Genomic DNA, 13075 nt, shown 5'->3' on the forward strand with positions numbered 1-13075 from the left:
ATTCATGCTTAAAAAAAATTTTACCCGCCAATCAACCTTATGCCAAGACCTCTTTTGCTGTACGGGAAGTTTTTTTCTTCTTTTTCATTTTATTGATCCATATCAATGTGCCGGTAAAAGGAAGGCTGGTAGCTACCAAGCAGGCTAAAAAGTAGAGGATTTTGGAAAATGACCCATAGACGTCCCCGATATGGATTGATTTAATCGAGGAAGAAATTCTTTCATTAAAGGGCTTTCCCTTAAATATCTGAACTTCATCAATTTCCAAATCAGACTTCATTTGAATTTTGTCAGCTGCTGCGGGAGCAAAAAAACCAACTTTATACTTACTTATACTGATCAGGTCTTCAGGTTTTTGTGGAAAGGATATTCTATAACTTCCCTCATAGTCAAGGACTTTGTCTGATACCTGAACAATTTTTTCAAGATCTAAAGGTACTAAAGCCTCTGATTGTTCTCCGTCTGAATCCATTTTTGTACTTACATTACCAGAACGGTTTTCAGTTGGCTGTTCTTTGTAAGTCCCAAGTGATCTCTGTAAAGCCTCCCTATACCATGGAAATGACCAAAATGGACCTGTCGCACCCATCATAAACAAGAAAATGATCGAGTAGAAAGCAAGTGAATTATGCAGGTCATGGTTTGTTCTTTTCCAATTCCCAGTTTTAATTTTCAATCCCTGTTTCCAGTTTTTGATCTTTCTTGGAAACCAGATAATCATCCCTGTAATCACTCCAATGGTAAAAAGAATGGTTGCTGTACCTGTGATATAGCTCCCAAGATTTCTATTGGGAAGTTCGCCTATCAAAGGCTTTTCGATCCTGTCCAACATCAGCCACCTGTGAAGGCTGAACAAGTCCTTCATCAAATTATCCGCCCAAGTGGGTTCTGAATTATTCCCCAAAATTGCTCCTGTGTATGGATTCACAAAATAAGTTGTACCCGAACGGCTTTGGTCTCCCTCCTTTTTGACATTGATCTGCACTGACCTATTTGCTTCAAAAGGAACAGTAACAGAAATGACTTCGCCTTCAACCTGCTTTGCGGTGCTTTCCAAAATGAAAGTTAATCCTAGTCTTGCTGCTCCCTTTTCTGGTGAAACCTGATAAAGATGTTTGGCAGCAGATTCCCTGATTTCAGTATTATATACATAAACAGTACCTGTGAAACATACCACTACCAAAACAAGCCCACTGATAAGTCCAGCCCAAAGGTGGATGTCATTGAAAAACTTTCTCGTCTTTTCCCAGGTGGATTTAGGTTTATTGGAATTTGTCATTGTCAACAACATTTATCGGTGTTAAAATCAAATGGGTATTGAATCCTGATATCAAGGGTTTATTCAAAATCAACACCGACACAAAGATATCTATTTAGATTAAATCTAAAAAAGAATACTGAGAAAAAAATTTATCTTCAACAATTTTCAGGATTTTCGAAAAGGGTGATGACTTGTAATCAGACTGCGTAATAAAAATGCGATGTCTACGGTCCCGATTACTATTGGAATTGGAAGTAAAAATGTAAAGTGGAGAAAAGGGTTTTCACCCAAAAAAGGGAAGATTGTTTCTTTAATTTAGATTTCAAACAATAGGGTATCAGCCAATGCAAAATAATGCCTGAAACACAAAATCCTTATCCTTCTTCAACTGATTAAAGCAAACCATCCTTTAGACTTTTTACAGCATAATCTACCGCACGGGCCGTCAAAGCCATGTAGGTTATGGAAGGATTTTGGGTCCCGGTGGATGTCATACAGGCACCGTCGGTTACAAATACGTTTTTGCAGAGGTGCATCTGATTCCAGCCATTTAGCAGGGATGTTTCGGGATCTTTTCCCATTCTTACTCCTCCCATTTCATGGATGTCAAGACCGGGTGCCTGCATGGAATCTGAAGTCCGGATATTTTTACAACCTGCTTTTTCTAGCATTGCTGTTCCCTGTTCAAAAAAGTCCCGCAGGATCTTTTCATCATTCTCATCGTAATCGACTTTTATTTTCAGAAGAGGTATATCCCATTCATCCTTCTCTGTATCGCTCAGGCTGACAAAATTGGTTTCCTTGGGTATAGTTTCCCCCTGCATCATCATAAAAACACCCCATGGACCCGGAACTGAATTCTTCTCTTTGAATTCTTCACCAAATGGTACATCTCCTGCCCCGCCCCAACCACCTCTTCCGGCAGTATAAAAAGTCATGTAACCACGAAGAAAGTCCATTTCCTGTGCCTTCACATTCCTAAAATTAGGCATCATGACAGCCGTAGGTCTTCTTCCAAAATAAAAAGAATCCTCATGGCCTTCGTAGGAAGCGGATATGTTGCCCCTATAATTATGAAAAGCAACGTATTTGCCAAGTAAACCATTGTCATTGCCTAACCCATTTGGAAATCTTGCCGATTTGCTATTGAGTAGGATCAGGTTGGAATTCAGTGCTGCGGCGTTCAAAAAGATGACTTTGGCAAAATACTCACTCACTTCTTTGGTATTCCTGTCCACTATCCTGACACCGGTGACTTTCCCTTTCTGATCATCATAAATGATGGAATGCACCACAGAATCCGGCCTTAAAGTAAGATTTCCGGTGGCAGCGGCTGCCGGTAAAGTGGCTGAGTTGGAACTGAAATAGGCACCAAACGGACAACCCCGGTAACATTGGTTGCGCGCCATGCATTGTCCCCTTCCCTGCTTGAGATGTTGCTCTTGGGGTTTGGTCAAATGGGCACATCGCCCGATCATGACATGTCGGTCTTTGAATTCAGCCACTATTTTGTCTCTGATTTCCTTTTCCACACAGTTCATTTCCCAAGGGGGCAAAAATTCCCCATCAGGTAAAGTGTCGACTCCGTCTTTGTTACCGCTGATCCCCACAAAACGCTCCACATAACTATACCATGGATCTATGTCATCGTACCGGATCGGCCAATCCACCGCAAAACCATCTCGGCCAGGACCCTCAAAATCATATTTGCTCCACCTTTGGGTCTGACGCGCCCAAATCAGGGATTTTCCCCCAACTTGATAACCCCTAACCCAGTCAAAAGGCTTCTCTTGGATGTAAGGATGCTCTGTATCTTTTACAAAAAAATGGGCTGTATCTTCTTTATAAGCGTAACATTTATTGACAACGGGATTTTCCAGTTTATCCGCCAAAGGAATCTGATTGCGGTGAGGCATTTCCCACGGCGCCGAAGTCATGGTAGGATAATCTTTTTTGTGCTCTACATTTCTTCCTCTTTCGAGCACAAGGGTTTTAAGGCCTTTTTCACAGAGTTCCTTTGCAGCCCAACCACCACTTATTCCAGAACCTATGACAATTGCATCAAATGTGTTTTCCATACCCCTTCAAAAATTATTCGTAACGGAGTGATTCTATGGGATCAAGTTTACTTGCTTTTCTAGCCGGGAAATAACCTGATGCCAATCCAACGAAAATACAAATACCAAATGAAACAAAGATCCAAAGCCATGGGATCAAAAACCCTCCCGGTCCGATAAAATTAGCTACGACATTTCCAATGCCGATTCCAATAATTACACCCAATATTCCACCCAAAATACAGATAACAATAGCCTCAATCAGGAATTGCTGTCTGATCCTCAGCGGTGTAGCACCAAGAGCTTTTCGGATTCCGATCTCCCTCGTCCTTTCGGTAACGGAGACCAACATGATATTCATCAAACCAATTGACGCACCAAGCAAGGTGATAAAACCAATTCCAAATCCTCCAATTCTAAGATATCCCGCGACTTCCTCCAAACTTTCACCAACAGATTGGCTTTTTACCAATTCGAAGGAATCTTCCTGTCCAACCCTGTCCTGACGGATTTTTCTCATCATTCCTGTAGCTTGTCCCATTTCGTATTCAAGTTTCAAAGGATCAGAACCACTTGCCGTAATAGAAAAACGAAAAGTTCCATTTGCGTCCAGTTTACTTGCGTTTTCAACAGGAATAAAAATCGCCCTGTCTGCACCGGAACCACCTCCTACACTTCCTTGCTTTTCCAATATTCCAACCACTGTATATCTCCTTCCAAAAACTGTAATGTAATCATTTAAAGGATTTTCATTTTTTTCAAATAGGGTTTCAACAATATCCAATCCGATGATGCAGACATTATTACCATATCTAACTTCAGTGTTGCTGAAGTTTCTTCCTTTTTCAATTTTTAAAGCCTTCATATTAAAATAAAGATCATCCACTCCTGTAACCCTGACATTGGGATTGGTCTTTTTTGATCCTCTTTTAACTTCGGCAGCACCTGAAACGGTTGAAAAAACAGTGGAAGGTCCTGTTGAGTTGAACGCATCCTGAAAACTCAAAGCCTCTTTGTATCTTACTATTGGATAATTTTTTTCAGAAACGCCTTGTTGCACACCTCTCCCTCCGGAAAAGCCTTTAGACCTGATATCAAAATTATTGGCTCCCAAACCGGAAAAACTATCTTCTATCTGCGCCTTGATACCATCTATTGCTGTCAACATTCCCACCAAAGACATAATACCTATAGCGATGATGGTTCCTGTCAGGACTGTTCTCAAAAGATTTACTTTGACAGACCTTAGAGCTTCTTTAATATTTTCGACCAGATTCATGATTTGTACGAATTAGAACAATTTCAATAATTTTTTTTGAATTGCAATTTTAATAATAATCATAATGATGAAAAAAACAGACCCAAACTGAAAATAATTTCTGTTAAAAATCCTTTCTCCCAAGTTTCGGGATTCTAATGCATCCTATCTCCCCTGATTTCGAGGTTTTTGATAACTTCTGCTTCATATTCCAACCATTCTTTCCACCTCGCATTGACTTTATCGGCGTCTTGGTACTTTCTCGCCAATTCAATAAAATTGACATAGTGACCCGCTTCCGATACCATCAGTTCATAATAGAACTTTTTGAGTTCCTCATCTTTGATTTCTTTGGAAAGCAGCTTAAACCTTTCACAGCTTCTTGCCTCAATCAGTGCATTCATCAATAAATATTCAGTCAGTTGCATCACTTTGCTTCCACCTTTTCTCACAAACTGACTGAGTTTGATTACGTATTCGTCTTTGCGAGGTTTGTCAAATGGAATCCCTCTCTTTCTGAGTTGTTCCATAACCCTTTCAAAATGGCTCCATTCTTCTGCTACTACAGGTGTCAAGGTATCCACCAAGTCGGTGAAACCGTGAAAATTCACAATGAGAGAAATGCAAGACGAAGCAGCTTTTTGCTCGCAATAGGCATGGTCAACCAAAATATCACCAATATTCATTTCGGCTATATTCACCCACCTAGGGTCTGTGGGCAGCTGTAAATGCAGCATTTTTTGTTTGGTGCTTTCTTCCCAATTCATCATCAATCAAATAAAGGCCAACTGATACCGATATCCAAGGTCCTTCTCAAGCCTGTGAAATATGGGGTCACGAAATACCCCGGCTGATCCATCATATTCATATTGATATGGTTCATTCTCAGCAATACTCTTGTTCTGTTGATTCTTGCATTCAAGAAAAAATCCACAACCGGATAGGCAAAGACATTGAATACATTTTGTATATGAAATTGCTGAATAGCAGGATTGTAGAAGTCAGCAAGGTTATCGCTCCTATATCTGCCCTCCAACCCAATCTGAACGAATATATTCTCATCAAACATGGGACTTTCATAAAAGAGCCTGGAATTGACCAATACTTCAGGTATTCTGAAATTGTCTTTTCCATCTCCCGTAATAAGGGTGTAATAAGCTTCGGCTTCCACAAACAATTTTTTATTGAGATTTGCAGAAAACTTCAGTCCAGGAATTACCATAAAAGCTTCTCCTGATGCTTGGGTTGCCACTTGTTGGTTATTTATAAAAACATAATTGTTAATTCTGTTCAAGGTGATATTTGGCCGGAGAGAAAGACTCTTAAAGTCAGCCTTCAATACACCTTGGATTTGGTCAACTCCAATATTGTCAAAATTATTCTCCCATTGGTGATGGTTTCCTACATAAAATTGCTGCACGGCGGTAGGCTTGTAAAGAGCTTTGGTATAAGTTGCCTCCAAATAGGGAGATACAAAAGTGCCTTTTACCCTGAACGCGTCCGGCAATGCATATTCTCCTTCAGCCTCAAACCGCCATTTTTCACTGATATCTCCACGAAGCGCTCCTCCGATAAAAAATTCACTGAATGATCCCTGTTCGACAAAATCTGGAGATATCATCCTGCCACTTCTGAATTTTACAAAGGTATTATAATAAACCGGTCCTAAATCGCCCTTAAACCCAAATTCATTTCTCCAATCCGTAAATTTGTTTCTATTGTAAGTAGTGTCCTTATCCAAAATCCTAATTGGAGAAATTAAATTAAAAAAAGCAGAATCAGAGGAGGTAGCCAAAGGCGAAAAGAATGAAACCTCTTGTTTCCTCCTATCAAAAACATGGTAAATCTGCCAACCTTTGATTAGTTCGTACTCATGGTACAGGTGATAATCCTGCCGCAAATCAATGGCTCGGGAATCTCTCAACCATACCTTAGCATCTTCATAGGCAAAAAGTAAAGAAGTGGAATCGATGTCAGGAGAAATTATGCCTCCCTGTTCATTGACCAGGTGCCTCATTCTTGAAAAACTCCCCATAAGGAAATATTTCCCATCCTCAGATCTGTAATTGGTATGAAGGGCATAGGCATTTTGCTCAGTCAAATTATCATCTCTTGCATTGGGGTTAAGGGTTTTTCTAGCCCTTATGGTCTTAAAATTAAAGCCGATGTTCCACCGTGGATTGACATTTCTCGCAAAAACCAGGTCTAGCATATTTCTGTTTCCACCACCAAAAAAAGCATTCATCTGCGTGTAAGGCGACTTGGTATCGTAATACCGCATGCTGTCAGGACCAAAATAATAGGGGTCATATACCTCAAACCCCGAAGTCGTCCCTATCATTTCCGGTACTTGGTAAAAAATCGGCTTTGCTGCGCTTCCTACATTTCCAAGATCCTGATACATCCACTTTGACTTTGGTATTGGTTCAAAATAGTGGAAGTTATACAAAGAGGTATCCCCTTCAATTTTTCTGATTCGGTTTCTCTTGACATCCTTTTCTAAAAAATAAAGACTGGTCTTTGGTCCAAAAACCATTTTGGTACTGTCATCGATCAGCTTTTTCCTGCCTTGGGATTCCTCTTTTTGCTCTTGTTCTCCTTCCTGATTTTGTTGAGGCGGAAAACCCGTTGGGTTACCCGTCTGAGGAATCCTCGGCCTGACCTGCGCCTGAAGGCTTAAATTCCAAATACCGGAAAATAAAAAAAGAAACAGAATAATTTTAAATCTCACGGATATAGGCTTTGTCCTTGACAGTTTTGGTGATGCGCTCAATCAGGTATTGGCTATCGGATTCTTTCAGATCAACTTTGATAGGCAAGGCAAAAATCGGAATTTCCACCAAATATTCATGAAAAGACGCATCTTTAAGTTTGACAGCGTCTTTTTCGGTGGTCAACACCATAGCTTCACCATTGTTTTTGACCATTTCAAGAATTCTTAGAACATCAGCTAATGTATACCGATGATGGTCTGCAAAAGTTATTGTTTCTACCACTTCAAATTTTTTTCCTGCAGCTTCTTTGAACAGACTGTCATTTGCAATTCCAGAAACAAGAATAACCTTCTTTTTTGTTTTTGCACCTGTATGAAACAATGGCTCAGGATTTCCATATTTTATCCCCGCAAAAAGAACGGGAGCTTCGGAATATTTCCTGATCCCTGCTTCAAAAAAAGATTTTTCGGTACCAGAAAGTGATGCTGGACATTTGGTTACAATGATAATGTCAGCTCTTTTTGCGCCTTTGGCATTTTCTCTCAACGTGCCCAAAGGCAATACTTTATCCTTAAAAAATGGATTTTGGAAGGTTGTCAACAGAATATTAAAATCTGCCTTCACATATCGGTGCTGAAAGGCATCATCCAACAATATCAATTCCGTTTTAGGTCTATGGAAAATAATCTGTGGGATAGCCAGTACCCTTTCTTCCCCAACTGCCACTGTAACATCTTTGCCGAATTTGGAATAAATTTGGAAAGGCTCATCCCCAATGTCTGTTGGTCCAAGTTTTGGTTCGGCCAATAAAAACCCCTTGGTCTTTCGCCCATATCCCCGGCTCAAAGTGGCCAATCGGTATTTGTCCCTTAAGTATTCAATCAAAAATTCCACCATGGGAGTTTTTCCTGATCCACCAAGGTTCAGGTTTCCAACTACCACCGTTGGGATCAAAAATTCAGTACTTTTCTTTTTCTGTGTGTCAAACATGTCATTGCGGTATCGGGTGATGCCGTCATATAACAAGGAGAAAGGATAAAGAAATGGTTCATACCAGCGCATTGGCTATTTTTCCTTAGTTTTGGACAAAGTAAAACAAAAAATATGGTTTACAAGATCAAGGATATTGTTTCTTATCTGGAGAAAATTGCTCCACCATCCTATCAAGAATCTTATGACAACGCCCAACTGATCACAGGAAATCCGCACGATACCCTCAAAGGTGTACTTTGCTCACTCGATGCCACTGAAGAGGTGGTGGAAGAAGCAATTTCTCTTGGATGCAACCTGATTGTGGCACATCATCCCATAGTTTTCAAAGGATTAAAAAGTTTGACTGGAAGGAATTATGTCGAAAAGACGGTCATCAAAGCAATCAAAAACGATATTGCAATTTATGCCATTCACACTAATCTTGATCATGTTTCCCACGGAGTAAATAAAAAAATTTGTGAGGTCATCGGTTTGACCAATACCCGCATTTTACAACCAAAGAAAGATCTCCTTTCTAAGCTAGTGACTTTTGTGCCACATGAAGCTTCAGAAAAAGTATTAAAGGCCTTGTTCGATGCAGGTGCAGGCAAAATAGGGGAATATTCTGGCTGCAGTTTTCTGTCAGATGGCACCGGCACTTTTACGCCATCTTCACAAGCCAATCCACATAAGGGGATTCCAGAATCCGCTCATCGGGAACCCGAAACAAGGATTGAAGTCCTATTGCCAAGTTACCTGGAAAAAAAAGTACTCCATGCGCTACGCGAATCACATCCCTATGAAGAAGTAGCCTATTATTTCCAAAAACTAGAAAATGAAAATCAAGAAATCGGTGCAGGGATGGTCGCTGAATTGGAAGAATCTATGGATGAAATGGCTTTCTTGAAAATGTTAAAAGAAAAGATGAATCTTGGTACAATCAAGCATACCTCCCTTCTTGGAAAAAAAATCAGGAAAGTTGCTGTCTGTGGTGGGGCCGGGATTTTTTTGCTTCCTGATGCCAAAAAATCCGGTGCTGATATATTTATTACTTCAGATATCAAATACCATGAATTCTTTGATGCTGAAAATCAGATCATTATTTGCGACATCGGTCATTATGAAAGTGAAATTTATACAAAAGAATTACTCAGGGATGTATTGTCGCAAAAATTTACTAATATTGCACTCTATTTGACAAAAGTCATCACAAATCCCATAACTTATCTGTAGTAAATGGAAAGTACAGTTGCACAGAAGCTTGAAGCCTTACTAAACCTTCAGAAAATAGATTCCAGACTTGATTCGATTTTTAAAGTAAGAGGAGCACTCCCCGAAGAAGTCCAAGACCTTGAAGATGAAATAGCAGGATACGAAACCAGATTACAAAAATTCCATACGGATACTGTAGCTCTGGAGGAGGATATCAAAAGATTCAAAGATAACATCAAGGAATCCGAGAAACTCATCAAGAAGTATCAGGAACAGCAAATGAACGTCAGAAACAACCGTGAATATGACGCCATTACCAAGGAACTTGAATTGCAGGATTTGGAAATCCAGGTCTCCAAGAAGAAAATCGGAGAGGCACAAGCCAAAATCGAATTCAAAAACAGTGAGGTGAATGAACTTCAGGAAATTTTGAAAGAGAGACAAAAAGACCTCAACAACAAAAAGGATGAATTGGGTACCATTGTTTCCGAAAGCGAAAATGATGAGTCCAAATTAAAAAGTGAAAGAGAGAAGGCTATCAAGAAAATTGAAGATAGACTTGTAAAATCTTACACTAAGATCCGCACTAATGCCAAAAATGGTTTGGCAGTAGTAATGGTAAAAAGAGGTGCATGTGGTGGCTGCTTCAATGTAGTGCCTCCACAAAGACAAGCTGATATCAGAGAAAAGAAAAAAATCATTGTCTGCGAACATTGCGGTAGGGTTTTTGCCGGTGTTGAAGATGAGATCGAAGAAGAAGGCTTGAAGAAAAAAAGAAGTAGAGCATAAAATCATAAAAAAAGCCCGATTTATTCGGGCTTTTTTGATTATACAAAATATTCGATTAAAGATTTTTTTGGGGTTGCAAAGAAGTTATAATTTTTATAGTTTGCTTCTGTGAAAAAAGGAATTATTATCGCTTTTCTGTGTTTTTTGACCTTTTCGGGTTTTTCCAAAAACCCCGAAGGAAAGACTTTCTTACTTATTTTTGATAAAGCAGAATTAAAAGCCAACAAAACCTCCACAGATTTTATTGAGCTTAGCCTGATGCACCTTTTCTCCACCAAAGCATATAATGGCAATTCTGATGCTGCCATAATGGTCAAAATCCCATATGACGGAATAGATAAAAAACAGCTTGGTGATTTATTCATCAGGGTTAATGACAAAAGGATATCCCCACTAAGCGAAATAGCAGTACAGATCATCGATCTCGATGAAAGCAAAACTGCTTATTCCACAATGTTGTCTTCATACGAGGACAGGATGCTTAAACTCAAAAAATCCAATAAAGCACTTAAAGCAACCCCTACACCATAAGGTGATCGGCACTGTTGTATTTTTCGATCCTGAATAATCCCATTTCATTTTGGTGCAAAAGATAAAGACCAAGGTTTTGATGTAGAAATACATCCATATACTTTAAGTCATAACCTAGCAGCAAACTCAACAAAACGCGCATTGCCCTTCCATGCATGCAGATAAGTATTGTTTTCTCCGGCTGGGAAAGAATATATTTGATTCCTTTTTCCAATCTTTTTGCCACTAAATTTGGACTCTCACCTCCCTCAATAGCAAAATCCAAATCTCCTGAAGCCCACCTTTCAAGCATGTCTGTGTAATAATGATTTTCTTCATGAGTCATAGGCACACCCTCATATCTTCCCCAAGATATTTCATTAAGCTGGGGAACAGCCTCATGTGGTATTCCCAAATCAATAAAGCCCTGAACAGATTGCTTAGTCCGCTGTAAACCTGTATAAAAAACCTTCTCAAAAGGGACATCTTTGTAAAAGTCAAAAAAAGCTTGAGCCTGTTTGTGGCCATTCCAATTCAATGGCGCATCAATTCCGCTTCCCTGAACTACACCTTTGAGATTATAATCAGTTTGTCCATGGCGGACAAGGTAGATTTTTTTAGTTAGCAAGATTACTTATTTTTGTTTCTGAGTCCAAAGAAAAAACTTTTATCCCGGATTACATGATATTTGAACCAAACATTAGCCTTGAAGTTCTCAACAGTTGGGGAGAAAATACGATGACGGATTTTTTGGATATCAATTTTACAAAAATAGGAGAAGATTACCTCGAAGCCACAATGCCTGTCAACGCTAAAACCAAACAGCCCCTTGGACTGTTACATGGAGGAGCCAATGTAGTACTGGCAGAAACCCTGGGAAGTGTGGCGGCAACACTTACCATCGATACTACGAAGCAATATTGTGTAGGATTGGAAATCAATGCAAATCACCTCAAATCCGTAAAAGAAGGTTCCGTTACCGGTATAACCAAACCTATCCATCTTGGAAAAAAAACCCAAGTTTGGGAAGTGAAAATTTATACAGACCAAGGAGATCTTTCATGTATCAGCAGAATCACCATGGCCGTCATTGACAAAAGATGAAATGGATATAATTTTAGATACCCATCTTAAAAATCTGGAGCACTATCTCGTCAGTCTCCTTTCCAAAAATATGGAAGAAGGCAACCAAATAGCTATTTGGAGGAAGCCAAAATCCTCTTTTATCCAAATTTTGATTGATAAATCAGGAATAACAAAAAGAGTGTCTCCCCAACTAGAAGATTTGCCGGCAGGGTTTATCGTGCATCCATTCGAGGACCAATTAGATCAAAAAGCTTATTTTTTGGAAGCTGATTCCTATTTCAAAATCGATATTTCCATTCCATTCGAGGAGCAAAGCGGGGCTTTGGAGGAAGTTGGGTTTTCCTCTCCAATTCCTGATTTGAAAAGAAAAATCAGGAAAATAATAACAGCCATAGGGGCTCAAAATGAAGTTTTTCAGGAAACAAGCAAAGATGACTTCATGGATCTGGTTGAAAAAGGAATCCGATCCATAGAAGACGGCAAGCTTCACAAAATTGTCCCTGCCAGGATCAAAAAAATCAAATTGAATCCTGAATTTGATTTGATTAAGTCATTCAACCTACTTGTAAGGTCCTACCCAAATGCTTTTGTCAATTTCTTCCATATCCCTGAGGTAGGAACATGGATAGGTGCTTCACCTGAAATTTTGATCCAAACCCAAGGTGATGAATTCTATACCATGTCCCTAGCAGGTACCCAAAAAGCCCATGGAGAAAATCCACTCAAATCAGCAGCTTGGACACAAAAGGAAATTGAGGAACAGGCACTAGTAAGCAGGTACATAGTAGATTGCTTCAAAAAAATCCGGCTGAGGGAATATGATGAACATGGGCCAAAAACCGTCCTTGCAGGAAATCTCCTTCACTTACGGTCGGATTTTAAAGTCAATATGAAATCGACAAATTTTCCTCAACTTGGCTCTGTGATGCTTCAACTTCTGCATCCTACCTCAGCTGTCTGCGGCATGCCAAGACATAAAGCACTAGAATTTCTTCATAAAAACGAACCTTTCAACAGGTCGTTCTATGCAGGATTCATTGGTCCTGTCAACGTAGAGGAAGAAACTTCCATTTATGTCAATCTTAGGACAGCCAGGCTGGTACAAGGAAATGCCATACTGTATGCCGGTGCTGGAGTGACTGAAGACTCGATTCCAGAAAATGAGTGGGAAGAAACAGAAATGAAATGTGACATCATTGCAAAACACCTTAACTGA

12 protein-coding genes are annotated in these 13075 nt (G+C 39.7%); 5 read left to right on the top strand and 7 right to left on the bottom strand.

Features of this window, described 5'->3' with window-relative positions; genetic code table 11:
• Positions 1-37: 37 nt before the first annotated feature.
• The 6 genes from NK987_RS04100 to lpxK form a co-directional block, all read right to left on the bottom strand.
• The gene (locus NK987_RS04100; protein ID WP_259262825.1) at positions 38-1279 is read right to left on the bottom strand and encodes a PepSY-associated TM helix domain-containing protein; all 1242 of its coding nucleotides are present in this window, start codon (positions 1277-1279) and stop codon (positions 38-40) included.
• A 374-nt stretch (positions 1280-1653) separates the two neighbouring features.
• A complete protein-coding gene (locus NK987_RS04105) occupies positions 1654-3339 on the bottom strand; it encodes a GMC oxidoreductase (protein ID WP_259262826.1) in 1686 nt (561 codons plus the stop codon).
• Between the two features lie 13 nt (positions 3340-3352).
• Positions 3353-4597: an ABC transporter permease gene (locus NK987_RS04110; protein WP_259262827.1), complete on the bottom strand. Its 1245-nt coding sequence runs from the start codon at positions 4595-4597 to the stop codon at positions 3353-3355.
• Positions 4598-4731: 134 nt separating this feature from the next.
• Positions 4732-5313, bottom strand: coding sequence for a MiaE family protein (locus NK987_RS04115; protein WP_259262828.1), 582 nt, complete (start codon positions 5311-5313; stop codon positions 4732-4734).
• Between the two features lie 32 nt (positions 5314-5345).
• The gene (locus tag NK987_RS04120; protein ID WP_259262829.1) at positions 5346-7307 is read right to left on the bottom strand and encodes a putative porin; all 1962 of its coding nucleotides are present in this window, start codon (positions 7305-7307) and stop codon (positions 5346-5348) included.
• Complete coding sequence (gene lpxK / locus NK987_RS04125) at positions 7297-8352, bottom strand: tetraacyldisaccharide 4'-kinase (RefSeq protein WP_259262830.1); 1056 nt, start codon at positions 8350-8352, stop codon at positions 7297-7299. The genes NK987_RS04120 and lpxK overlap by 11 nt, the downstream gene beginning before the upstream one ends.
• Before the next feature lie 42 nt (positions 8353-8394).
• On the opposite strand from lpxK, the gene NK987_RS04130 reads away from it, so the two are divergent.
• The 3 genes from NK987_RS04130 to NK987_RS04140 all read left to right on the top strand — a co-directional run bounded on the left by NK987_RS04130 (position 8395) and on the right by NK987_RS04140 (position 10794).
• Positions 8395-9495: a Nif3-like dinuclear metal center hexameric protein gene (locus NK987_RS04130; RefSeq protein WP_259262831.1), complete on the top strand. Its 1101-nt coding sequence runs from the start codon at positions 8395-8397 to the stop codon at positions 9493-9495.
• Positions 9496-9498: 3 nt separating this feature from the next.
• Positions 9499-10263, top strand: coding sequence for a zinc ribbon domain-containing protein (locus NK987_RS04135; protein ID WP_259262832.1), 765 nt, complete (start codon positions 9499-9501; stop codon positions 10261-10263).
• A gap of 108 nt (positions 10264-10371) precedes the next feature.
• On the top strand, positions 10372-10794 hold the full coding sequence (locus NK987_RS04140) for a hypothetical protein (RefSeq protein ID WP_258421619.1): 423 nt from the start codon (positions 10372-10374) through the stop codon (positions 10792-10794).
• Here NK987_RS04140 and NK987_RS04145 read toward each other — a convergent pair.
• Positions 10784-11401, bottom strand: coding sequence for a histidine phosphatase family protein (locus NK987_RS04145; RefSeq protein ID WP_259262833.1), 618 nt, complete (start codon positions 11399-11401; stop codon positions 10784-10786). The genes NK987_RS04140 and NK987_RS04145 overlap by 11 nt on opposite strands.
• 53 nt (positions 11402-11454) lie before the next feature.
• On the opposite strand from NK987_RS04145, the gene NK987_RS04150 reads away from it, so the two are divergent.
• The gene (locus tag NK987_RS04150) at positions 11455-11877 is read left to right on the top strand and encodes a hotdog fold thioesterase (protein ID WP_258421617.1); all 423 of its coding nucleotides are present in this window, start codon (positions 11455-11457) and stop codon (positions 11875-11877) included.
• 1 nt (position 11878) lies between these two features.
• A complete protein-coding gene (locus tag NK987_RS04155; RefSeq protein WP_259262834.1) occupies positions 11879-13075 on the top strand; it encodes a chorismate-binding protein in 1197 nt (398 codons plus the stop codon).

It is taken from the genome of Aquiflexum gelatinilyticum, assembly GCF_024813435.1.
GTDB lineage: Bacteria > Bacteroidota > Bacteroidia > Cytophagales > Cyclobacteriaceae > Cognataquiflexum > Cognataquiflexum gelatinilyticum.

Bases quoted from the DNA above. Each gene is read 5' to 3' on its own strand.
- NK987_RS04110 (WP_259262827.1), bottom strand. From the start codon at position 4,597: ATGAATCTGGTCGAAAATATTAAAGAAGCTCTAAGGTCTGTCAAAGTA.
- NK987_RS04155 (WP_259262834.1), top strand. From the start codon at position 11,879: ATGGATATAATTTTAGATACCCATCTTAAAAATCTGGAGCACTATCTC.
- NK987_RS04100 (WP_259262825.1), bottom strand. From the start codon at position 1,279: ATGACAAATTCCAATAAACCTAAATCCACCTGGGAAAAGACGAGAAAG.
- NK987_RS04135 (WP_259262832.1), top strand. From the start codon at position 9,499: ATGGAAAGTACAGTTGCACAGAAGCTTGAAGCCTTACTAAACCTTCAG.
- NK987_RS04105 (WP_259262826.1), bottom strand. From the start codon at position 3,339: ATGGAAAACACATTTGATGCAATTGTCATAGGTTCTGGAATAAGTGGT.
- NK987_RS04130 (WP_259262831.1), top strand. From the start codon at position 8,395: ATGGTTTACAAGATCAAGGATATTGTTTCTTATCTGGAGAAAATTGCT.
- lpxK (WP_259262830.1), bottom strand. From the start codon at position 8,352: ATGCGCTGGTATGAACCATTTCTTTATCCTTTCTCCTTGTTATATGAC.
- NK987_RS04115 (WP_259262828.1), bottom strand. From the start codon at position 5,313: ATGCTGCATTTACAGCTGCCCACAGACCCTAGGTGGGTGAATATAGCC.
- NK987_RS04150 (WP_258421617.1), top strand. From the start codon at position 11,455: ATGATATTTGAACCAAACATTAGCCTTGAAGTTCTCAACAGTTGGGGA.